The 20,780-nt window shown below is 59.2% G+C and carries 23 protein-coding genes; 22 read left to right on the forward strand and 1 reads right to left on the reverse strand.

The window, feature by feature from the left end:
• The first annotated feature begins 30 nt into the window (after positions 1–30).
• The gene (locus GOX73_RS01385) at positions 31–1,221 is read left to right on the forward strand and encodes a DegT/DnrJ/EryC1/StrS aminotransferase family protein (RefSeq protein WP_171122595.1); all 1,191 of its coding nucleotides are present in this window, start codon (positions 31–33) and stop codon (positions 1,219–1,221) included.
• Positions 1,222–1,376: 155 nt separating this feature from the next.
• Positions 1,377–2,540, forward strand: a complete 1,164-nt coding sequence (locus GOX73_RS01390) for an isovaleryl-CoA dehydrogenase (RefSeq protein WP_171122597.1) — start codon at positions 1,377–1,379, stop codon at positions 2,538–2,540.
• Positions 2,541–2,590: 50 nt separating this feature from the next.
• Here the strand turns inward: GOX73_RS01390 and GOX73_RS01395 are convergent, their stop codons facing one another.
• Positions 2,591–3,199 (reverse strand): OmpW family protein, encoded by a 609-nt coding sequence (locus GOX73_RS01395; RefSeq protein WP_171122599.1) that lies wholly within the window; start codon positions 3,197–3,199, stop codon positions 2,591–2,593.
• Between the two features lie 136 nt (positions 3,200–3,335).
• On the opposite strand from GOX73_RS01395, the gene GOX73_RS01400 reads away from it, so the two are divergent.
• The 20 genes from GOX73_RS01400 to nuoH all read left to right on the forward strand — a co-directional run bounded on the left by GOX73_RS01400 (position 3,336) and on the right by nuoH (position 20,779).
• Positions 3,336–4,865, forward strand: a complete 1,530-nt coding sequence (locus tag GOX73_RS01400; RefSeq protein ID WP_171122601.1) for an AMP-binding protein — start codon at positions 3,336–3,338, stop codon at positions 4,863–4,865.
• Positions 4,866–6,473, forward strand: coding sequence for a carboxyl transferase domain-containing protein (locus GOX73_RS01405; protein WP_171122603.1), 1,608 nt, complete (start codon positions 4,866–4,868; stop codon positions 6,471–6,473).
• 5 nt (positions 6,474–6,478) lie between these two features.
• Positions 6,479–6,898, forward strand: a complete 420-nt coding sequence (locus tag GOX73_RS01410; RefSeq protein ID WP_171122605.1) for an ASCH domain-containing protein — start codon at positions 6,479–6,481, stop codon at positions 6,896–6,898.
• Positions 6,899–6,903: 5 nt separating this feature from the next.
• Positions 6,904–8,832 carry an acetyl/propionyl/methylcrotonyl-CoA carboxylase subunit alpha gene (locus tag GOX73_RS01415; protein WP_171122607.1) on the forward strand — a complete coding sequence of 643 codons (1,929 nt, stop codon included), beginning with the start codon at positions 6,904–6,906 and terminating at the stop codon, positions 8,830–8,832.
• A 66-nt stretch (positions 8,833–8,898) separates the two neighbouring features.
• Positions 8,899–9,753 (forward strand): hydroxymethylglutaryl-CoA lyase, encoded by an 855-nt coding sequence (locus GOX73_RS01420; RefSeq protein WP_171122609.1) that lies wholly within the window; start codon positions 8,899–8,901, stop codon positions 9,751–9,753.
• 8 nt (positions 9,754–9,761) lie between these two features.
• Positions 9,762–10,550 (forward strand): crotonase/enoyl-CoA hydratase family protein, encoded by a 789-nt coding sequence (locus GOX73_RS01425; RefSeq protein WP_171120774.1) that lies wholly within the window; start codon positions 9,762–9,764, stop codon positions 10,548–10,550.
• A gap of 187 nt (positions 10,551–10,737) precedes the next feature.
• Positions 10,738–11,103 (forward strand): NADH-quinone oxidoreductase subunit A, encoded by a 366-nt coding sequence (locus tag GOX73_RS01430; protein ID WP_050602775.1) that lies wholly within the window; start codon positions 10,738–10,740, stop codon positions 11,101–11,103.
• Positions 11,094–11,627, forward strand: a complete 534-nt coding sequence (locus GOX73_RS01435) for an NADH-quinone oxidoreductase subunit B family protein (RefSeq protein WP_037307875.1) — start codon at positions 11,094–11,096, stop codon at positions 11,625–11,627. Before GOX73_RS01430 ends, GOX73_RS01435 begins: the two co-directional genes overlap by 10 nt.
• A gap of 12 nt (positions 11,628–11,639) precedes the next feature.
• Positions 11,640–12,239, forward strand: a complete 600-nt coding sequence (locus GOX73_RS01440; RefSeq protein ID WP_171122611.1) for an NADH-quinone oxidoreductase subunit C — start codon at positions 11,640–11,642, stop codon at positions 12,237–12,239.
• Positions 12,240–12,244: 5 nt separating this feature from the next.
• A complete protein-coding gene (locus GOX73_RS01445; RefSeq protein ID WP_171120778.1) occupies positions 12,245–12,421 on the forward strand; it encodes a hypothetical protein in 177 nt (58 codons plus the stop codon).
• Position 12,422: 1 nt separating this feature from the next.
• Positions 12,423–12,545 carry a hypothetical protein gene (locus GOX73_RS20885; RefSeq protein WP_255431592.1) on the forward strand — a complete coding sequence of 41 codons (123 nt, stop codon included), beginning with the start codon at positions 12,423–12,425 and terminating at the stop codon, positions 12,543–12,545.
• Positions 12,545–13,768, forward strand: coding sequence for an NADH-quinone oxidoreductase subunit D (locus GOX73_RS01450; protein ID WP_171120779.1), 1,224 nt, complete (start codon positions 12,545–12,547; stop codon positions 13,766–13,768). The genes GOX73_RS20885 and GOX73_RS01450 overlap by 1 nt, the downstream gene beginning before the upstream one ends.
• A complete protein-coding gene (nuoE, locus tag GOX73_RS01455) occupies positions 13,768–14,817 on the forward strand; it encodes an NADH-quinone oxidoreductase subunit NuoE (RefSeq protein ID WP_171122613.1) in 1,050 nt (349 codons plus the stop codon). Before GOX73_RS01450 ends, nuoE begins: the two co-directional genes overlap by 1 nt.
• 31 nt (positions 14,818–14,848) lie before the next feature.
• The gene (locus tag GOX73_RS01460; protein WP_170784212.1) at positions 14,849–15,067 is read left to right on the forward strand and encodes a DUF5337 domain-containing protein; all 219 of its coding nucleotides are present in this window, start codon (positions 14,849–14,851) and stop codon (positions 15,065–15,067) included.
• A gap of 12 nt (positions 15,068–15,079) precedes the next feature.
• The gene (gene nuoF / locus GOX73_RS01465) at positions 15,080–16,378 is read left to right on the forward strand and encodes an NADH-quinone oxidoreductase subunit NuoF (RefSeq protein WP_171122615.1); all 1,299 of its coding nucleotides are present in this window, start codon (positions 15,080–15,082) and stop codon (positions 16,376–16,378) included.
• Between the two features lie 5 nt (positions 16,379–16,383).
• Positions 16,384–16,800 carry an MAPEG family protein gene (locus GOX73_RS01470; protein WP_171120786.1) on the forward strand — a complete coding sequence of 139 codons (417 nt, stop codon included), beginning with the start codon at positions 16,384–16,386 and terminating at the stop codon, positions 16,798–16,800.
• Complete coding sequence (locus tag GOX73_RS01475) at positions 16,755–17,195, forward strand: hypothetical protein (RefSeq protein WP_371808558.1); 441 nt, start codon at positions 16,755–16,757, stop codon at positions 17,193–17,195. The genes GOX73_RS01470 and GOX73_RS01475 overlap by 46 nt, the downstream gene beginning before the upstream one ends.
• A 56-nt stretch (positions 17,196–17,251) precedes the next feature.
• Entirely contained in the window at positions 17,252–17,671 is a 420-nt protein-coding gene (locus tag GOX73_RS01480) for a DUF5333 domain-containing protein (protein ID WP_171123560.1), read from the forward strand.
• A gap of 3 nt (positions 17,672–17,674) precedes the next feature.
• Positions 17,675–19,696 (forward strand): NADH-quinone oxidoreductase subunit NuoG, encoded by a 2,022-nt coding sequence (nuoG, locus tag GOX73_RS01485; RefSeq protein ID WP_171122617.1) that lies wholly within the window; start codon positions 17,675–17,677, stop codon positions 19,694–19,696.
• 45 nt (positions 19,697–19,741) lie between these two features.
• Entirely contained in the window at positions 19,742–20,779 is a 1,038-nt protein-coding gene (gene nuoH, locus GOX73_RS01490) for an NADH-quinone oxidoreductase subunit NuoH (RefSeq protein WP_171120790.1), read from the forward strand.
• Position 20,780 lies beyond the last annotated feature (1 nt).

A 20,780-nucleotide genomic window follows, 5' to 3' on the forward strand; every position in this document is an offset into this window, starting at 1 on the left:
GCTGCGCACGCGCGGCCTCAGAACGGGCGTATGACCGAGACATTCACTGGCAGTTTCACGCAACAGGAACCCATCCCCGACGAAGCGATCGAGGCCGCATTGGCGGTTCTGCGTCACGGGCGGTTGCATCGCTATAACGTGACGCCCGGAGAGCTGGGCGAAACTGCTTTGCTGGAGCAGGAATTTGCCGCGCAGATGGGGGCGAAATACTGTCTGGCCGTGTCGTCGGGCGGCTATGCGCTGGCGACCGCATTGCGTGCGGTGGGTGTGCAGCCCGGTGATCCGGTTCTGACCAATGCCTTCACGCTGGCCCCTGTGCCGGGGTCGATTGCCTCGGTCGGGGCAAAGCCCGTGTTCGTGGGCGTGACCGAAGGGCTGGTAATTGATCTGGATGATCTTGAGAGCAAGCTTGATCAGGCGCGGGTGCTGATGCTCAGCCACATGCGCGGGCATCTGTGTGACATGGATCGGCTGATGCAGATGTGCGACGCCGCGGGTGTGACCGTGATCGAGGATTGCGCGCATACGATGGGTGCCGCGTGGCGCGGGCAACTGTCGGGGCGGCAGGGGGCCATCGGGTGTTATTCTTGCCAGACCTACAAGCACGTGAACTCGGGCGAGGGCGGCTTGCTGATCACAGATGATGAGGAGTTGGCAGCCAAGGCCACGATGCTGTCGGGATCCTATATGCTGTACGAACGCCATCTGGCCGCGCCGGGACCTGAGGCTTTTGAGAGGATCAAGTACACCACGCCCAATGTTTCGGGTCGGATGGATAATCTGCGGGCGGCGATCCTGCGGCCTCAACTGCGGGATCTGGATAGACAGGTCGCGCGTTGGAATGAGCGTTATGCCGAGATTGAAAAGGGGCTGCGCGGAACGCCCGGCTTGACGATTGTCGAGCGGCCCGAGGGTGAGACCTATGTGGGCTCGTCCATTCAGTTCCTGCTGTTGGACTGGTCATCCGAGCGTATTGCCGAAGTGATCCGCCGCTGTGCTACGCGCGGGGTCGAGTTGAAGTGGTTCGGCGGGGCCGAGCCCACTGGGTTTACCTCGCGCTATGATAGCTGGCGCTACGCCGACAGCGCGCCTTTGCCCGCCAGTGACCGGGTGCTGGCCGGGATCATGGACATGCGCGTGCCGCTGACATTCTCTCTAGATGATTGCCGACTGATCGCACGGATCATCCGAGCCGAGGTCGGGGCGGTCTACCAATCGTAATCCAAAGGAGTGCGCTGAAAGCGCACGCTTGATGCTTTGACATCACCACCCCTGACGGGTCGGTGGTGTGTTTCTGCGTGGCCGTCGTTGACCCGGAAAAGATTCGCTGATACTTATTGAACAACTGTTCATTAATGCGAGGGAGGAGATCGCGTATGTTCGCGGCTACCATGCAGTTTGATCTGGGCGAGGATGTGAATGCCCTGCGTGAAATGGTTCACCGCTGGGCGCAGGAGCGGGTCAAGCCGAAGGCCGCCGAGATTGATGTCTCGAACGCGTTTCCCAATGAGCTTTGGAAGGAAATGGGCGATTTGGGGATGTTGGGCATAACGGTGCCCGAAGAATTTGGCGGGGTGGGCATGTCGTATCTGGCCCATACCGTCGCCGTCGAAGAGGTTGCCCGGGCTTCGGCTTCGGTATCACTGTCTTATGGCGCTCACTCGAACCTGTGCGTCAATCAGATCAAGTTGAACGGAACGGATGAACAAAAGGCGAAATACCTGCCGCGCCTGATTTCGGGTGAACATGTGGGAGCACTGGCGATGTCCGAGGCGTCGGCAGGGTCCGACGTGGTGTCGATGAAGTTGCGGGCCGAGAAGCGCAATGATCACTACCGTCTGAACGGCAGCAAATACTGGATCACCAACGGACCGGACGCGGATACTCTGGTCGTTTACGCCAAGACTGACCCAGAGGCCGGGTCGCGTGGGATAACCGCCTTTCTGATCGAGAAAGAGATGACCGGCTTTTCCACCTCACCCCATTTCGACAAGTTGGGGATGCGCGGGTCGAATACGGCCGAGCTGGTCTTTGAAGACGTCGAAGTGCCGTTTGAAAATGTGCTTGGCGAAGAAGGGAAGGGTGTCGCGGTTCTAATGTCTGGCCTGGACTATGAGCGTGTGGTGCTTGCCGGAATCGGTACCGGCATCATGGCCGCCTGTCTGGATGAGATCATGCCCTATCTGGCCGAGCGTAAGCAATTCGGGAAACCCATCGGTAGCTTCCAGCTTATGCAGGGAAAGATCGCGGATATGTATACGGCGATGAATTCAGCCCGCGCCTATGTGTACGAAGTGGCCAAGGCGTGTGATCGTGGGGATGTGACGCGTCAGGATGCGGCGGCGTGCTGCCTTTACGCGTCCGAGGCGGCGATGACGCAGGCGCATCAGGCGGTGCAGGCGATGGGCGGGGCGGGGTTCCTGTCGGATGCGCCGGTCAGCCGGATTTTCCGCGATGCCAAGCTGATGGAGATTGGCGCGGGCACCAGTGAAATCCGCCGGATGCTGATCGGCCGGGAACTGATGAGCGGGATGGAGTGATGGAAAAGCGCCCCGCAGACGAGGGAACTGCGGGGCGTTTCTTCGAAGGATCAGAAGCGATGGACGTAGGAAACGCCGACCAGCCACGGATCAATCTCGGCAGTACCGAGGTTGTTTCCGTCGAGGCTGACATCAGAGTCGATGTCGAACCAGCGCACGTTCAGACGCACGGCGCCTTTTTCGGTGACCATGTAATCCAGACCAGCCTGCAGAGAGACACCAACCGAGTCATCCAGTTCCAGATCGCCCAGAGCCGAGCTTTCGTCAAAGAAGACGGTATAGTTGATACCAGCGCCAACGTAAGGCTTCCACGCGCTGTTGGTCGGGAAGTGATAGTTCAGCGACAGTGTAGGCGGCAAGTGCTTGACGGTCCCGCCGTCGATGCTGCCAGCCAGGGTAATGTCATGGCTGAAGGGCGTTGCAGCCAGCAATTCGATGCCAAGGTTGTCACGAACGAAGTATTCTACCGTGAAGATCGGGCGCGTGTCCGAGTCAACCTCGACGCTGGCGCCATTGCTCAGCGTGCCGTTGTCGGATTTCGGGTCGAGATAGCCCACACCAAGTCCGACGGTCCAATCACCCTGAGATTGGGCGAAAGCCGGGACAGCCAGTGCGACAAGCGCGGTGGAGAGGGTCAGAGCGGCGAGTTTGTTGGTCATTTTACTGCCTTTAGGTTTGTTGATGCTGGCGTTTTGCACAAACGGTCCGCTGCCAACTCTGATCTGTATCAAGTTCGTGTGATTGGCCAACGCGCCCATCGCCAAAGAAATGTCATGAAAACAAAGGGTTTCGGCAATGTGTCCCGCTAGGCGCATACCCGGAATGCAGCCCGGTGGTGGCTGGGTGATTCCCGACCGATTGAACATGGCGCGGCAATGTCTGTCGCAACCGGGTGATCGCGTGGCTATTCGCGACCTGACCGGGGGTACGCAGGACGACGTCACCTTTGACCGCTTGCAGCGAATGGCGGACGGTATCGCACGCCATCTTCTGATATCTGTGCAACGAGGCGACCGGGTGGGTGTACTTCTCAGCCAATCGCCATGGTGCGCCGCAGCGCATTTGGCGATCTGGAAAATCGGCGCGATCTCGGTTCCGCTATTTAAGCTATTCAAACATGATGCGCTGGCCTCAAGGGTTCGGGATGCAGGTGCGCAGATAGTTTTGACGGATGCAGAAGGCGAGGAACTGTTGGGCGCTTTGGCACACTCGGTGCGGGTTGACCGGATTGTACCTTCGGATGACCCGGTTTCCTTTGCTGATACGGGCCCCGAGGATCCTGCGGTGCTGATCTATACCTCGGGCACAACCGGAAGCCCCAAGGGGGCGCTGCACGGGCACCGGGTTCTGACGGGGCACCTGCCGGGCGTATCCATAAGCCACAATCACCTACGCGACGGCGATTGCCTTTGGACCCCTGCCGACTGGGCATGGATTGGCGGGTTGTTCGATGTGCTGATGCCCGGTCTGGCGCTGGGCATCCCGGTGGTTGCCGCGCGGCTTGAGAAATTTACCCCAGAAGTCTGCGCTGACGTGATCGCGCGCGGCGGAGTGCGCAACGTGTTCTTTCCCCCCACCGCGTTGCGGATGCTGAAAGCGGCAAGTCAGGCCGTCCCCGGCCTACGCTCGGTCGCGTCGGGCGGCGAGCCGCTGGGGGCCGAGATGCTGGCCTGGGGGCAGCAGGCATTCGGCCTGACGATCAACGAATTCTACGGCCAGACCGAATGTAACATGGTCGTGTCGTCCTGCGCCGAAGATTTCCCGGTGCGGCCCGGCTGTATCGGGAAACCGGTGCCGGGGCATGAGGTGGCGGTGATTGATGACATGGGCCAGCCAACGGACAAAGAAGGCAACGTTGCCATCCGGCGCGGCTCGGCCTCGATGTTGCTGGAGTACTGGAACCGGCCCGAGGAGACTGTGCAGAAATTCCGGGGCGACTGGCTGATCACCGGTGATCGTGGCGTGTGGGAGGGCGACTATCTACGGTTCGTGGGACGAGATGACGACGTGATCACCTCTGCCGGATACCGCATCGGCCCCGCCGAAATCGAGGATTGCCTGCTGACTCACCCTGCGGTGGCGACCGTGGGCGTGGTCGGCAAACCCGACCCGCTGCGGACCGAGATTGTCAAGGCGTATGTGGTGTTGAAACCGGGGGCTGAGACGACGGGCACGGAGTTGCAGGAGTGGGTAAAGGCCCGTCTGGCGCAATATTCCTACCCGCGCGAGGTGGCGTTTCTGGAGGAATTGCCGATGACGGTGACAGGGAAGGTCATTCGGAAGGAATTGAAGCGTCGTGCGAAGTTGGAATTGGAGACAACGTAAATGAAACTCACATCCAAAGCCATGCCCGCCTCTGAGGGCTTCAAGGCAAACCGCACCGCCCATCTGGACGCGCTGGCACAGATCTCCGAAGCCGCCGAAGCGGCCCGCATGGGCGGCGGCGAAAAATCCCGCGCGCGGCATGTGTCTCGGGGCAAGATGCTGCCTCGGCGCAGGGTGGCGAATTTGCTGGACGCGGGGTCTCCGTTTCTGGAGATCGGCGCGACGGCGGCGCATGGGATGTATGGCGACGCCGCGCCTTGTGCCGGGGTGATCGCGGGGATTGGCCGGGTGCAGGGGCGCGAGGTCATGGTGGTGTGCAACGATGCCACTGTGAAGGGCGGTACATACTATCCGATGTCGGTCAAAAAACACCTGAGGGCGCAGGAGATTGCCGAGGAAAACCATCTGCCCTGCATCTATTTGGTCGATAGCGGAGGTGCGAACCTGCCCAATCAGGATGAGGTCTTTCCCGACCGAGACCATTTTGGCCGTATTTTCTATAATCAGGCGCGGATGAGCGCCAAGGGCATTGCTCAGATCGCGGTTGTGATGGGGTCATGCACGGCGGGTGGGGCCTATGTGCCCGCGATGTCGGATGTGACGATTATCGTGAAAGAACAGGGTACGATCTTTTTGGCCGGGCCGCCTCTGGTAAAGGCTGCGACGGGTGAGGTCGTCAGCGCCGAGGACTTGGGCGGCGGGGATGTTCATACGCGCCTGTCTGGTGTTGCGGATTATCTGGCTGAAGATGACGCGCACGCATTGGCTTTGGCGCGGCGCGCCATTGGGTCTTTGGGCAGTGCCGGGCTGATGCCCGGCCTACGGTTCGAGGCTGTGGAAGAACCTGCTTATGATCCTGAGGAAATTCTGGGTGTCGTCCCCGCCGACCTGCGTACACCTTATGATATTCGAGAAGTGATTGCGCGTCTGGTCGACGGGTCGCGCTTCGATGAGTTCAAGCCTCGGTTCGGGGAAACGCTGGTGACGGGCTTTGCTCATGTCAAAGGCTGCCCGGTGGGGATCATCGCCAACAACGGCGTGCTGTTTTCCGAGGCGGCGCAGAAGGGCGCGCATTTTGTCGAACTGTGTTCGCAGCGCAAAACGCCGCTTGTGTTCTTGCAGAACATCACCGGGTTCATGGTCGGTCGGAAATACGAGAATGAGGGCATCGCGCGGCACGGCGCCAAGATGGTGACGGCTGTGGCGACGACCTCGGTGCCCAAGATCACGATGCTGGTGGGCGGCTCGTTCGGCGCGGGAAACTACGGCATGGCGGGTCGCGCCTATCAGCCTCGGTTCCTGTGGACCTGGCCGAACTCGCGCATCTCGGTGATGGGGGGTGAGCAGGCGGCAGGTGTTCTGGCTACTGTCAAACGCGACGGGATCGAGCGGCAGGGCGGCACGTGGTCGGCCGAGGAAGAAGCCGAATTCAAGCGCCCGACGCTGGATATGTTCGAGGAGCAGTCACACCCGCTCTATGCTTCGGCGCGGCTTTGGGATGACGGCATCATCGACCCGCGCAAATCGCGCGATGTGCTGGCCCTGTCGCTAAGCGCCGCCTTGAACGCCCCGATCGAAGAGACACGTTTTGGCGTGTTCAGGATGTGATCATCATGACCTTAAAGGACGTTTTGACTCGTTATCCCGGCGCGCAAACCTTCAAGTTCGGTGACAGCGCGCCGATGAGTGCTGAACTGTTGGGGTTGGTGCGCGCAGGCCGGAAAACTGCAACCTGTGGCGCGTTGCGTGACTATCCCGAAGGCAGCGCAGAGACCCCAGTGGTCGGGCGGCGCGATATTGCTCTGGAGTGGGATGGTCGTCCAGCTTTGGTGATCGAGACGCTTGAGGTTACGGTCAGCCGGTTCTGTGACATGACCGAAGCGTTTGCCTTGGCCGAGGGCGAGAACGAAACGCTTGAAGGATGGCGGGAGGATCACAGTCGATACTTTGAGCGCAACGGTGGATTTGACCCAGAGATGGAATTGCTCTGCGAACGGTTTCGGCTGATCGAAGATTTGGCGTCAGAGGAGTAAGAAATATGTTCAGCAAAATCCTGATTGCCAACCGGGGTGAGATTGCTTGCCGGGTGATGGAAACCGCTCAGAAGTTGGGTGTGACCTGCGTTGCGATATATTCCGATGTGGATGCCTCGGCCAAGCATGTGCAGATGGCAGATGAGGCCGTGCATATCGGCGGTGCGGCACCGGCTGAGAGCTATTTGAAGGGCGACGTGATCATTCAGGCAGCGCTGGACACCGGCGCGCAGGCGATCCATCCCGGATATGGGTTTTTGTCCGAGAATCCGGATTTCGTGGATTCGGTCGAAGCCGCTGGGTTGACGTTTATCGGGCCTTCTGCGGATGCGATCCGCAAGATGGGTCTCAAGGATGCGGCCAAGGTTTTGATGGAGCAGGCGGGCGTGCCGGTTGTGCCCGGCTATCACGGTGACAATCAGGACCCCGACCATTTGGCCGGTGCGGCGGAAACCATCGGCTATCCGGTGCTGATCAAGGCTGTTGCCGGAGGTGGCGGCAAGGGGATGCGGCTGGTTGAGCAGCCCGAGGAATTTGCGTCGGCCTTGGACAGCGCACGTGGCGAGGCGCGTACAGCCTTTGGTAACGATGCCGTGCTGGTCGAGAAGTTCGTCGCCAAACCGCGCCACATCGAAGTGCAAGTGTTCGGAGATGGAACGCATGCCGTGCATCTGTTCGAACGCGATTGCTCTTTGCAACGGCGACATCAAAAAGTGATCGAGGAAGCGCCTGCGCCCGGTATGACGCCCGAAATGCGCGAGGCGATGGGGCAGGCGGGTGTCAGGGCGGCCGAGGCGATTGGCTACAAGGGCGCAGGCACGGTTGAATTTATCGTCGATGCCTCGGAAGGGCTGCGACCGGATCGGTTCTGGTTCATGGAAATGAACACACGCTTGCAGGTCGAGCACCCTGTGACCGAGGCCATTACGGGCGTAGATCTGGTCGAATGGCAATTGCGGGTTGCCTCGGGCGAGACGCTGCCAAAGAAACAAAATGAACTGTCGATCACCGGCCACGCGTTTGAGGCGCGGCTTTACGCCGAAGATGTGCCCAAAGGGTTTTTGCCTGCAACGGGCAAGCTGACTCATTTGCAGTTCCCCACGGCTTGCCGGGCAGATAGCGGCGTTCGGGCGGGCGATACGATCAGCCCTTGGTACGATCCGATGATCGCCAAGGTCATCGTGCACGGGCCAACACGCCAGATTGCGTTGGAGCAACTGCATCGGGCGTTGTCGCGTACCGAAGTTGCCGGGACAGTTACAAACCTCGGGTTTCTGGGGGCTTTGACGCGGCATACTGGTTTTGCGGCGGGGGATGTGGATACAGGACTGATCGGGCGGGACTTGGACGCGCTCATCAGGCCCGTCCCAGTTACGGCGTCTACCTGTGTTTCGGCGGCGATGACGGCGTTGGGGCTGGTGGATACGAACGAAGAATGTGGGTTCTCTCTTTGGGCACCCCTGCATCGGGCGGCCCAACTGAAGGCCGAAGACGTGATTGATCTGGATGTTCAGGTTGAAGGGCCGGACCGACAGCTTTGGCGGGTGGGGGACGACTCGGTTCTGGCCGAACGAAAGGCCGGGAAATGGATCGTGGGTGGCAAGCCCATGCCGCGCGTAACTGTGGCAGGGTCGAGGGTCACGGTTTTCGAAAACTATGGGCAATCGTTCGATATCGTCGATCCTCTGGACCGCGACGCAAGTGCCGTTGGCGACACCAACGTGATCGAGGCACCGATGCCGGGATTAGTAAAAGCCATGTTCGCGACAGAGGGGCAAACGGTGCAGGAAGGCGATCGACTGGCCGTTCTGGAAGCCATGAAGATGGAGCATTCCTTGTTGGCAGCACGCGACGGCGTGGTTGCCGAAGTGCTCGCCGAAGCCGGGGGGCAGGTCGAAGCCGGTGCCGCTCTGGTCCGGTTGGAGGAGGAATGACCTGTCCTGCGCGGGGTCAACGTGGCAAGGTCGGGTTCATAGCGGCAATAAGGGAGGGGCGCAGCCATGGGTGATCGGGTTGAAATCTTCGAAGTGGGGCCGCGCGACGGTCTGCAGAATGAAAAGCGGGAAATCCCGGTGGCCGAAAAGGTCGCGTTGGTCGATTGTCTGAGCCGGGCCGGGTTCAACCGGATCGAGGTGGCCAGCTTTGTTTCGCCCAAGTGGGTGCCACAGATGGCGGGCAGTGCCGAAGTGCTGGCTGGGATTTCCCGTGCCGATGGTGTGCGCTATGCCGCGCTGACACCGAACATGCGCGGGTATGACGACGCGCTTGCGGCCAAGGCGGATGAGATTGCTGTTTTCGCCTCAGCCTCCGAAGGGTTTTCTAAGGCCAACATCAACGCCTCGATTGCGGAATCCATCGAGCGGTTTACCCCAATTCTAGAGGCTGCTCGGCATATTGACCTTCCCGTGCGGGGGTATGTCTCTTGCGTGACGGACTGTCCCTATGATGGCCCGACAGACCCTGAAAAAGTTGCTGAAGTCGCGGATACGCTGTTTGCGCTGGGCTGTTACGAAGTGTCTCTGGGGGATACGGTCGGGCAGGGCACGCCCGATACTGTCGCGCATATGCTTTTGGCGGTGCAAAAGCGGGTGCCCGTCACCAGACTGGCGGGTCATTTTCACGACACCAACGGACGGGCGATCGACAATATAGACGCGGCCCTCGCTTTGGGGGTGCGCACGTTCGATTCCGCGGTTGGCGGTTTGGGGGGGTGTCCATACGCCCCTGGCGCGGCCGGGAATGTGGCGACCGAAACGGTTGTGTCGCACTTACATCGGCTGGGATATGAGACCGGTATCGCCCCCGAGATCGTGGACCAGGCCGCGCAGATGGCGCGCGCCATGCGAGGGGAATAAGTAAGGCCATGTTCGACACCATTTCAATCGCTGTGGACCCGCGCGGCGTCGCGACGCTGACGCTGAACCGACCGGAAAAACACAATGCGATGTCAGCGCAGATGATATCGGAACTGACACAGGCCGCAGGACAGTTGGGACAGGACGACGCGGTGCGGGTGGTTGTCCTGACAGGCGCGGGCAAAAGCTTCTGCGCCGGAGGCGATTTAAGCTGGATGCAGGATCAAATGGCCGCCGACCCCGAAACGCGCTTTGTTGAAGCGCGTAAGCTGGCCGAAATGTTGCAGGCTTTGAACACGATGCCGAAACCGTTGATCGGCGCCGTTCAGGGCAACGCTTTTGGAGGGGGCGTTGGAATGGCCGCAGTTTGTGACGTGGCAATTGGCGTCCAGTCGGTGAAAATGGGCCTGACAGAAACGAGATTGGGCCTGATCCCGGCGACCATTGGTCCCTATGTTGTTGCACGCATGGGTGAGGCACGGGCGCGGCGCGTATTCATGTCGGCACGTCTTTTTGAAGCGTCCGAGGCTGTGGAACTGGGATTGCTTGCCCGCGCGGTCAATGCCGATGATCTGGCCGGGGCGGTCGAGGCCGAGGTCGAGCCATACCTGTCCTGCGCGCCGGGGGCCGTGGCCTCGGCCAAAGCTTTGGTGCGAATGCTGGGACCGACGATTGACAATACTGTGATCGACGGGACGATCCGGGCGCTGGTGGATCGTTGGGAAACTGAAGAAGCGCAAGAAGGAATCGGCGCGTTTTTTGCCAAAAGAAAACCTGTTTGGAACAGCAAGGTCTGAATTCCAACAGTCACTTATCGCGCAAACAGAACCAACATACTCAATATCCCACGAGGGAAACGGAATATTAGGTGCCTGCGCGCTTCTGTTCGGTTGACCCTCTGATCACGCAGGGATAGAGAATGTCCAGTCAACACGCCAATTGACGGTGCGTCGCTGCGAGCGCTGCACAGGAAAGGAGCTTTACGTGGAAGACCTGTTGCGGGAGTACCTCCCGATTCTGGTGTTTCTGGCCGTTGCCGTTGGCCTTGGAATCGTTCTGATTCTGGCTGCTGTGGTTCTGGCCGTCCGCAATCCAGACCCTGAAAAGGTTAGCGCATATGAATGTGGCTTCAACGCCTTTGATGATGCGCGGATGAAGTTCGACGTTCGGTTCTATCTGGTTTCGATTCTTTTCATCATCTTCGATCTGGAAATTGCTTTCCTGTTCCCCTGGGCCGTCGGTTTCAAAGACATCAGCGATGTTGGGTTCTGGTCCATGATGGTGTTTCTGGGCGTTCTGACCATTGGCTTTGCCTATGAATGGAAGAAAGGGGCCCTGGAATGGGAGTGATGACGGGTGCAAATACCGCAGGCGTCGACAAGGAAGTTGCAACCCAGGCCCTGAATGCTGAATTGCAGGACAAAGGATTTCTGCTGACCTCGACCGAGGACATCATCAACTGGGCTCGCACCGGGTCTTTGCACTGGATGACCTTTGGTCTGGCCTGCTGCGCGGTTGAGATGATGCACACCTCGATGCCGCGCTATGATGCGGAACGGTTTGGCATCGCGCCGCGCGCCTCTCCGCGTCAGTCCGACGTGATGATTGTTGCCGGAACCCTGACCAACAAGATGGCCCCGGCGTTGCGCAAGGTTTATGACCAGATGCCCGAGCCACGCTATGTGATCTCGATGGGGTCCTGCGCGAATGGGGGTGGGTATTATCACTATTCCTACTCTGTTGTGCGGGGCTGTGATCGTATCGTTCCGGTGGATATCTACGTCCCCGGCTGCCCTCCGACCGCCGAGGCTCTGCTTTATGGTCTGATGCAGTTGCAACGGAAGATCCGCCGCACCGGAACCATCGTGCGCTGAGGGAGAGGGAAGATGAGCGAAGCACTCAAAGAACTCGGCGCGCAGTTGGAGCTTAAACGGGCTGATTGCGTTCTGTCCTGGGATGTGACCCATGACGAATTGAACGTCGATGTCGCGCCGTCGAGCCTTGTGGAGTTCGTAGAATTCCTGCGGTCTGATCAGAATTGCAAGTTCGCGACCCTTGTGGACATTACGGGCGTCGATTACCCCGAACGCGCCAAGCGGTTCGACGTGGTCTATCACTTCTTGTCGATGTATCAGAACCAGCGCATTCGCTTGCGGGTTTCCATTCGTGAGGAAGACATGGTGCCCTCGATCGCAGATGTTCACCCCTCGGCCAACTGGTTCGAGCGAGAGGTGTTCGACATGTTCGGCATTCTGTTCTCGGGACACCCGGACTTGCGGCGCATTCTGACGGATTATGGTTTCCGCGGCTATCCGCTGCGCAAGGATTTTCCCACCACCGGCTATACCGAAGTGCGGTACGACGAGGCGCAGAAGCGTGTCGTTTACGAACCGGTCAGCCTGGTGCAGGAGTACCGTCAGTTTGACTTCATGAGCCCCTGGGAAGGTGCGAATTATATTCTGCCAGGGGATGAGAAGCAGGAGTAGCCGCCATGTTTGAGTTCCTGATCTGGATTGTTCTGGTGGTGGCGACGGTTGTGCCAATGATCAAGCTGCTGCCGCATTTCGGGATCAACAAGAACTGGGCGTTTGCGTGCATCATTTCTCCGGTCGTGATTGTCCTGCTGTGGATGATGGCGCTGAAGCTGCAAGAGATGGAGCGACGCTGATATGACAGGCGAACTGATTGTTCTGGGCGTGCTGGGTGTGCTGCTTGCAGGGGCCGCAGCGAAGGCGGCCGAGGCCGAAAAGGTCCGGGTTCGGGCCGAAGCGAAGAAGAAACGAGGGCGTTGATGGACGGCTCAAGATACGATGACGGCAGCACGGACGCGCTGAGCGGAGAACAGAAGATCCGCAATTTCAACATTAACTTCGGCCCGCAACACCCTGCGGCCCATGGGGTTCTTCGTCTTGTGCTCGAGCTGGACGGCGAGATTGTTGAACGTTGCGACCCGCATATCGGTCTGCTGCACCGTGGTACCGAAAAGCTGATGGAAAGCCGGACGTATCTGCAGAACCTGCCGTATTTCGATCGTCTGGATTATGTCGCGCCAATGAATCAGGAACATGCCTGGTGTCTGGCGATTGAGAAACTGACCGGGGTCGAGGTACCGCGCCGGGGTTCGCTGATCCGAGTTCTGTATTCTGAGATCGGGCGCATCCTGAACCACTTGCTGAACGTGACGACGCAGGCGATGGATGTTGGCGCCCTGACTCCACCGCTGTGGGGGTTTGAGGAACGCGAAAAGCTGATGGTGTTCTATGAGCGTGCCTGTGGTGCGCGCCTCCACGCCGCCTATTTCCGCCCCGGCGGTGTGCATCAGGACCTGCCGCCAGAACTGCTGGACGATATCGAGGCGTGGAGCCACGAATTCCCCGCCGTTCTGGACGATATTGACGGTCTGCTGACCGAAAACCGCATCTTCAAACAGCGTAACGCCGATATTGGCATCGTGACCGAAGATGACATCCAGAAATACGGCTTCTCCGGCGTAATGGTGCGCGGATCGGGTCTGGCTTGGGATTTGCGCCGCGCGCAGCCCTATGAATGCTATGACGAGTTCGAGTTCCAAATCCCCGTCGGCAAGAATGGTGATTGCTATGACCGCTATTTGGTTCGGATGGAAGAGATGCGCCAGTCGCTGCACATCATCCGTCAGGCCATCGCCAAGATCCGCGAATGCCCGGGCGACGTTCTGGCCCGCGGCAAAATCACCCCGCCGAAACGCTCGGACATGAAGACCTCGATGGAAAGCCTGATCCATCACTTCAAGCTGTACACCGAAGGCTTCCACGTCCCCGCGGGCGAGGTCTATGCCGCCGTCGAAGCCCCTAAGGGCGAGTTCGGCGTCTATCTCGTCGCCGATGGCACCAACAAACCCTATCGCGCCAAACTGCGCGCGCCGGGTTTCCTGCACCTGCAAGCCATGGATCACGTCGCCAAGGGTCACCAACTGGCCGACGTCGCCGCGATTATCGGAACCATGGACGTCGTATTTGGAGAGATTGACCGCTAATGCTCCGCCGTCTTCATCCCGAACAACCCGAAAGCTTTGCCTTTACCGCTGCTAACCAGCAGTGGGCCGAAGCGCAGATCACCAAGTACCCCGAGGGCCGTCAGGCCAGTGCGGTTATTCCGCTGTTGTGGCGCGCGCAAGAGCAAGAGGGTTGGCTGTCCCGTCCGGCGATCGAATCCGTCGCTGACATGTTGGGTATGGCCTATATCCGCGTGTTTGAGGTCGCCTCATTCTACTTCATGTTTCAGTTACAACCCGTTGGAACAGTTGCGCATATCCAAGTGTGCGGCACGACCTCATGTTTAATCTGCGGGGCCGAAGATCTGATTGCGGTGTGCAAAGAAAAGATTGCTGCCAAGCCGCATGAGTTGTCCGCTGATGGTAAGTTGAGTTGGGAAGAGGTTGAATGCCTCGGATCCTGTGCCAACGCGCCCATGGCGCAGATCGGCAAGGACTATTATGAAGATCTGACGGCCGAAAGCTTTGGCAAGATCATTGACGATTTGGCCGCGGGCAAGGTGCCGGTGCCAGGTCCACAGAACGGTCGCTATGCCGCGGAACCGCTGAAAGGTTTGAGCAGCCTGACTGAGTATGCAGCAGACAAGCCCGAGCATAATGCGAGTGTCGAACTGGCTGATGATCTGGGCGACACGGTCAAACGCATCGACGGAACCGAGGTACCGATCCTGACCCCGTGGTTGGGTAAGGATGGCAAGGCGGCGGCGACCAAGGCTGCTCCTAAACCTCCGAAAGAGCGTGAGGTTGGCAAACCGGCGGCGAAGCAGGCTCAGGAAGCTACGGAAGACAAGCCCGAAACGCTGACGCAAGCGCGCGACGGTAAGGCGGATGATCTGAAAGTGCTGAAGGGCGTTGGGCCGAAGCTGGAAGAAAAGCTGAACGATCTGGGGATCTATCACTACGACCAGATATCAAGCTGGACGGCCGGGAATATTGCCTGGGTGGATACGCAGCTGAAGTTCAAGGGCCGGATCGAACGCGACGGCTGGGTCGAGCAGGCAACCAGCCTTGCCGCGGGGAACGAGGACTAAGATAGGTGCCCACTCGGGGCATCGGGATGAGATGGACAAGGACAAGGAACAGGCCATAGCCCGAAAGGGCCGTCACATCGGCATCGTCATCGCCGCGACGATGGTGCTGTGGCTTGTTATGTCTTTTGTTGGTCCGCAGTTGGGACTGCCGGGCCGCTATGCGTTGCTTTTTGATTTTGCCGCTCTGGCAGGATTCATCTATGCGGGCGTCAACATTTTTCAACTCTGGCGCATGCGTCAGGACAGCTGAAGGTAATACACGATGCTGAAGGATCAGGACCGGATCTTTACCAACATCTACGGGATGCACGAGCGCACATTGCGCGGCGCACAGGCGCGCGGGCATTGGGACGGCACCGCTGGCCTGATCGAAAAGGGCCGCGACTGGATCATCCAGACGATGAAGGATTCCGGCCTGCGCGGTCGTGGCGGTGCGGGCTTTCCCACTGGTCTGAAATGGTCTTTCATGCCCAAGGAAAGCGACGGTCGCCCGGCCTATCTTGTTGTGAACGCGGACGAATCCGAGCCGGGCACCTGCAAGGACCGCGAGATCATGCGCCATGATCCGCATACATTGATCGAAGGTTGCCTGATCGCGTCCTTCGCGATGAATGCGCATACCTGCTATGTCTACCTGCGCGGCGAATATATCCGCGAGCGTGAGGCGCTACAGGCTGCGATTGACGAAGCCTATGACGCTGGCTTGTTGGGCAAGAACGCCGCCGGTTCGGGCTGGGATTTTGATCTGTTCCTGCATCACGGCGCGGGTGCGTATATCTGCGGCGAAGAAACCGCCCTGATCGAAAGCCTTGAGGGCAAAAAGGGCATGCCGCGGATGAAGCCTCCGTTCCCGGCGGGTGCGGGGCTGTATGGTTGCCCGACCACGGTGAATAACGTGGAATCCATTGCCGTTGTGCCCACCATTCTGCGCCGGGGCGCGGATTGGTTCGCAGGCTTTGGTCGTCAGAACAATGCGGGCACCAAGCTGTTTGCGATCTCGGGCCATGTGAATAACCCATGTGTGGTCGAAGAGGCGATGTCGATTTCGTTCGAGGAACTGATCGAGACCCATTGTGGCGGTATTCGCGGCGGCTGGGACAATCTGCTGGCGGTGATCCCCGGTGGCTCGTCCGTTCCTTGCGTGCGCGGTGAAAACATGCGCGATGCGATCATGGATTTCGACTATCTGCGCAACGATCTAGGTTCGGGCCTGGGAACGGCGGCGGTGATTGTGATGGATAAATCCACCGATATCATCAAGGCAATCTGGCGGCTGTCGAAATTCTACAAGCACGAAAGTTGCGGCCAGTGTACGCCATGCCGTGAAGGCACCGGTTGGATGATGCGCGTGATGGATCGACTGGTGCGCGGTGAGGCCGAACTGGAAGAGATCGACATGCTGTTTGACGTGACCAAACAGGTCGAAGGGCACACGATCTGCGCGCTTGGCGATGCTGCGGCTTGGCCCATCCAGGGCCTGATCCGCAATTTCCGGGACGAAATCGAAGACCGTATCAAGGCCCAGAAGTCTGGTCGCCTTGGTGCAATGGCTGCGGAGTAGAACCTATGGAAGTATTTGCAGAATATGGCCATGCGATCGTTTCGCTGATGATCTTCACCCTGGTTGTGTTGTTACTTGCCCCATTCACGGCTTTGGCAAAGCAAGGAAAAGGCTTGGCTCCGGGTTCCACGCCCGAGCAGGACTATGCCGACAAAACCTATCGACTGAACCGAGCGTATCTGAACGGAACTGAGACCCTTCCGGCATATGCGGCTGTGACAATTGCGGCCATACTGATGGCGGTAAGCCCGTTCTGGGTAAATCTGCTGGCCTCGGTCGCGCTTTTGGCGCGATTGGTGATGCTGGTCATTCACATTCAGGGAATTGGCAAACCTAACACAGGCTTGCGGAGCGTTCTTTATGTTCTGGGATGGGCGTGCATGTTCATCATGGGGATTATGGCAATGGTGGCCGCGTTCTGATGTTAAGCGCTGTTCATCATGTCACCGGAAAAACGCGCCGGATGAAAACCTGTGGTCGGGCATTGGTGGTCTGTGCCGCGGCTGCGCTTGTCGCGTCTTGTGGTTTGGTGACACCATCGTCGGACCGCGTGGTTTTCGACGGTCAATACTTCCGCGCTAAAGCGAAAGTCGTGGACAAAAAAACAGCGCCAACAGATTTCACGGTCGTGGTGAACGGTGTTTCAGCTTCATTGGACGGAGCGCGCGAGGCGGGACGGTACGAAGGCACCAAGTTTTGTATCGCAAAATACGGGTCTTCGCGAATTGACTGGAAGGTCGGACCGGATACCGAACCGCAAAACCTGCGGATCACCGACGACAAACTGACATTCGCAGGAAAATGCCTTCGTCCATGACACGCAGTTTCGCATATCACGCAGCTATGCGCGCTGAATGCCGGGGGCCGGCAAATATGCGAGGGTCCGCATTGGGCGCGGCGACGTTGATTGCCGCGATATGCGTGTTTGCGTCGCCGGTGCCGGCTGACGCCAAGCCGCCTTTGCGAGATGTCAAAGAAATCGACAACGAGCTGTACTATATCGCGATTGCGAACGAGATTTCAGAGGTTTGCCCTTCGATCAGTGGGCGTCGTCTGAAGGCGATTGGCGTGATGTGGGATTTGCGGTCGAAAGCAAACAAGCTGGGGTACTCGGACAAGGAAATCCGGGCCTATGTGGAATCCGATTCTGAGAAAGACAGGATGCGCTCAAAAGGCGAAGCATACCTGGCGCAGAACGGTGTCTCGTATGACAACCCCAAAACTTTCTGCGCATTGGGGCAGAAGGAAATCGAAAGAAACAGCGCCATCGGCGTGTATTTGAGGGCGAACTAGACCATGTCTGACCTCCGCAAGATCAATATCGACGGGCAGGAAATTGAAGTCGATGGTGCGATGACCCTGATCCAGGCTTGTGAGCAGGCCGGGGTCGAGGTGCCGCGTTTCTGCTATCACGAACGTCTTTCGATCGCCGGGAACTGCCGGATGTGTCTGGTTGAAGTCGTGGGCGGGCCGCCGAAACCCGCCGCCTCCTGCGCGATGCAGGTGCGTGATCTACGTCCGGGTCCGGAAGGCCAGCCGCCCGTGGTCAAAACAAACTCGCCCATGGTCAAGAAGGCCCGCGAAGGGGTGATGGAGTTTCTGCTGATCAATCACCCGCTGGACTGCCCAATCTGCGATCAGGGGGGCGAATGTGACCTTCAGGATCAGGCGATGGCCTATGGAGTGTCTGGGTCGCGCTTTAAAGAAGCCAAGCGCGCTGTGGATGATCTGGATCTGGGGCCGCTGGTCGGCACCGCGATGACCCGGTGCATCAGTTGCACCCGTTGTGTGCGCTTCACGACCGAGGTCGCCGGGATCACTCAGATGGGGCAGACCGGGCGTGGCGAAGATGCCGAGATCACCTCGTACCTGAATGAAACGCTGCAATCGAACTTACAGGGCAACATCATCGATCTGTGCCCGGTTGGGGCGCTGACGTCTAAACCCTATGCCTTTACTGCCCGTCCGTGGGAGCTGACCAAGACAGAGAGCATTGATGTTATGGACGCGCTGGGATCCAACATTCGCGTGGATACCAAGGGGCGTGAAGTGATGCGCTTCTTGCCGCGCAACCACGACGGTGTGAACGAGGAATGGATCAGCGACAAGACGCGCTTTGTTTGGGACGGCCTGCGCCGCCAGCGGCTGGACAAGCCTTATGTACGCGAGAACGGCAAGCTCCGCCCAGCCTCGTGGCCCGAGGCGTTGGCCAAAGCGGCGCAAGCGCTGAAAGGGGCCGAAAAACCGGCTGGGATCGTTGGTGATCTGGCCCCGGTTGAGGCTGCGTTTGCGCTGAAACAGATGATCGAGGGGCAGGGCGGTGTTGTCGAATGCCGCACCGACGGGGCCAAGCTGCCAGCGGGCAACCGTGGGGCCTATGCCGGGACTGCCGCCATCGAAGATATTGACACGGCCGAGCGTATCCTGCTGATCGGCACCAACCCGCGGGACGAAGCTCCGGTTCTGAACGCACGTATTCGCAAGGCATGGGCGCAGGGGGCTGATATTGCTTTGGTTGGGCCTGCTGCAGATTTGACCTATCCCTATCACCACTTGGGCGATGACCGGGCGGCGCTGCAAAAGGTCGTCGATATGGGCGGTGATGATGAGATCAAGGGCAAGCCGTCGCTGGTTATCGTCGGGCAAGGTGCCCTGCAGGAGGCTGACGGGGCCGCCGTTCTGGCCGCCGCGCAAGCCATTGCCGCCAATACCGAAAGCGGGCTGATCATCCTGCATACCGCCGCCGCGCGTGTGGGCGCCTTGGATGTAGACGCGACGAACGATGCAGGGATGGACGCCGTAAATGCGGCGGACGTTATCTATAACCTTGGTGCGGATGAAGTCGAGATCGGCGAAGGCGCTTTTGTCATCTATCAGGGCAGCCATGGTGACCGGGGCGCGCACCGCGCCGATGTGATCCTGCCGGGCGCGGCCCATACCGAGGAAAACGGGTTGTTCGTGAACACCGAAGGCCGTCCGCAACTGGCGATGCGGGCCGGGTTCGCACCCGGAGAGGCGAAAGAGAACTGGGCCGTTCTACGCGCGCTTTCAGCCGAATTGGGTGCTGCGCTGCCTTTTGACTCGCTGGCGCAATTGCGCACGGCCCTGATCGAAGCGGTGCCACATCTGGCGCGCATTGACGAAGTGATTGAAAATGAAATTCAACCACTTGAGGCCGGGCCACTGGGCAAGGCCAGCTTCCGCCCCGCGATCAAGGATTTCTACCTGACAAACCCGATAGCGCGGGCCTCGCAGTTGATGGCCGAGCTGTCGGCGCAGGCGCAAGCCCTCAAGACTGACAGGATGGCCGCAGAATGATCCGACCCGCTGACACTTCCCTGACGACCCACGGTGTGAGGACCAATGGCTGATTTCTTTAACACCCCCGGCGGCATCGCCCTCATCATTCTGGCGCAGGTGCTGGCCGTCGTCGCCTTTGTGATGATTTCGCTGTTGTTCCTTGTTTATGGCGACCGCAAGATCTGGGCCGCCGTCCAGATGCGTAGGGGCCCCAACGTCGTTGGCGTCTACGGCCTGCTGCAATCCGTGGCGGACGCACTGAAATACGTGGTGAAAGAGGTCGTGATCCCAGCGGGTGCGGACCGCACGGTCTTTATGCTGGCGCCGCTGACATCCTTCGTGCTGGCGATGATTGCTTGGGCGGTGATCCCGTTCAACGATGGCTGGGTGCTGTCAGATCTGAACGTCGCGATCCTCTATGTCTTTGCCGTATCCTCGTTGGAGGTTTATGGCGTGATTATGGGCGGTTGGGCGTCGAACTCAAAGTATCCGTTCCTTGGGTCGCTGCGGTCTGCGGCGCAGATGATCTCGTATGAGGTTTCGCTGGGCTTGATCATCATCGGTGTGATCATCTCGACCGGGTCGATGAATTTTGGACACATCGTAGAGGCACAGGACGGTCGGTTTGGCTTCTTCAGCTGGTACTGGCTGCCGCATTTCCCGATGGTCTTCCTGTTTTTCATCTCGGCGCTGGCTGAAACCAACCGACCGCCGTTTGACCTGCCCGAGGCGGAATCGGAACTGGTGGCAGGCTATCAGGTCGAATACTCGGCCACGCCCTTCCTGCTGTTCATGGCTGGGGAATACATCGCCATCTTCCTGATGTGCGCGCTGATCTCGCTGCTGTTCTTCGGTGGTTGGCTGTCACCCATTCCGGGTCTGCCCGATGGCGTGCTGTGGATGGTCGCCAAAATGGCGTTCTTCTTCTTCCTGTTTGCAATGGTCAAGGCAATCACGCCCCGCTACCGCTATGATCAGTTGATGCGGTTGGGTTGGAAAGTGTTTCTGCCCTTCTCGCTGGTCTGGGTGGTGTTCGTGGCCTTCGCAGCAAAGTTCGACTGGTTCTGGGGTGCGTTCGCCCGTTGGAGCGTAGGAGGCTGAT

It is taken from the genome of Ruegeria sp. HKCCD7221, from assembly GCF_013031225.1.
Classification (GTDB): Bacteria; Pseudomonadota; Alphaproteobacteria; order Rhodobacterales; family Rhodobacteraceae; genus Ruegeria.

Coding starts and splice junctions, on each gene's coding strand:
- GOX73_RS01385 (WP_171122595.1), top strand. CDS start 31: ATGACCGAGACATTCACTGGCAGTTTCACGCAACAGGAACCCATCCCC.
- GOX73_RS01390 (WP_171122597.1), top strand. CDS start 1,377: ATGTTCGCGGCTACCATGCAGTTTGATCTGGGCGAGGATGTGAATGCC.
- GOX73_RS01395 (WP_171122599.1), bottom strand. CDS start 3,199: ATGACCAACAAACTCGCCGCTCTGACCCTCTCCACCGCGCTTGTCGCA.
- GOX73_RS01400 (WP_171122601.1), top strand. CDS start 3,336: ATGTGTCCCGCTAGGCGCATACCCGGAATGCAGCCCGGTGGTGGCTGG.
- GOX73_RS01405 (WP_171122603.1), top strand. CDS start 4,866: ATGAAACTCACATCCAAAGCCATGCCCGCCTCTGAGGGCTTCAAGGCA.
- GOX73_RS01410 (WP_171122605.1), top strand. CDS start 6,479: ATGACCTTAAAGGACGTTTTGACTCGTTATCCCGGCGCGCAAACCTTC.
- GOX73_RS01415 (WP_171122607.1), top strand. CDS start 6,904: ATGTTCAGCAAAATCCTGATTGCCAACCGGGGTGAGATTGCTTGCCGG.
- GOX73_RS01420 (WP_171122609.1), top strand. CDS start 8,899: ATGGGTGATCGGGTTGAAATCTTCGAAGTGGGGCCGCGCGACGGTCTG.
- GOX73_RS01425 (WP_171120774.1), top strand. CDS start 9,762: ATGTTCGACACCATTTCAATCGCTGTGGACCCGCGCGGCGTCGCGACG.
- GOX73_RS01435 (WP_037307875.1), top strand. CDS start 11,094: ATGGGAGTGATGACGGGTGCAAATACCGCAGGCGTCGACAAGGAAGTT.
- GOX73_RS01440 (WP_171122611.1), top strand. CDS start 11,640: ATGAGCGAAGCACTCAAAGAACTCGGCGCGCAGTTGGAGCTTAAACGG.
- GOX73_RS01445 (WP_171120778.1), top strand. CDS start 12,245: ATGTTTGAGTTCCTGATCTGGATTGTTCTGGTGGTGGCGACGGTTGTG.
- GOX73_RS20885 (WP_255431592.1), top strand. CDS start 12,423: ATGACAGGCGAACTGATTGTTCTGGGCGTGCTGGGTGTGCTGCTTGCA.
- GOX73_RS01450 (WP_171120779.1), top strand. CDS start 12,545: ATGGACGGCTCAAGATACGATGACGGCAGCACGGACGCGCTGAGCGGA.
- nuoE (WP_171122613.1), top strand. CDS start 13,768: ATGCTCCGCCGTCTTCATCCCGAACAACCCGAAAGCTTTGCCTTTACC.
- GOX73_RS01460 (WP_170784212.1), top strand. CDS start 14,849: ATGGACAAGGACAAGGAACAGGCCATAGCCCGAAAGGGCCGTCACATC.
- nuoF (WP_171122615.1), top strand. CDS start 15,080: ATGCTGAAGGATCAGGACCGGATCTTTACCAACATCTACGGGATGCAC.
- GOX73_RS01470 (WP_171120786.1), top strand. CDS start 16,384: ATGGAAGTATTTGCAGAATATGGCCATGCGATCGTTTCGCTGATGATC.
- GOX73_RS01480 (WP_171123560.1), top strand. CDS start 17,252: ATGCGAGGGTCCGCATTGGGCGCGGCGACGTTGATTGCCGCGATATGC.
- nuoG (WP_171122617.1), top strand. CDS start 17,675: ATGTCTGACCTCCGCAAGATCAATATCGACGGGCAGGAAATTGAAGTC.
- nuoH (WP_171120790.1), top strand. CDS start 19,742: ATGGCTGATTTCTTTAACACCCCCGGCGGCATCGCCCTCATCATTCTG.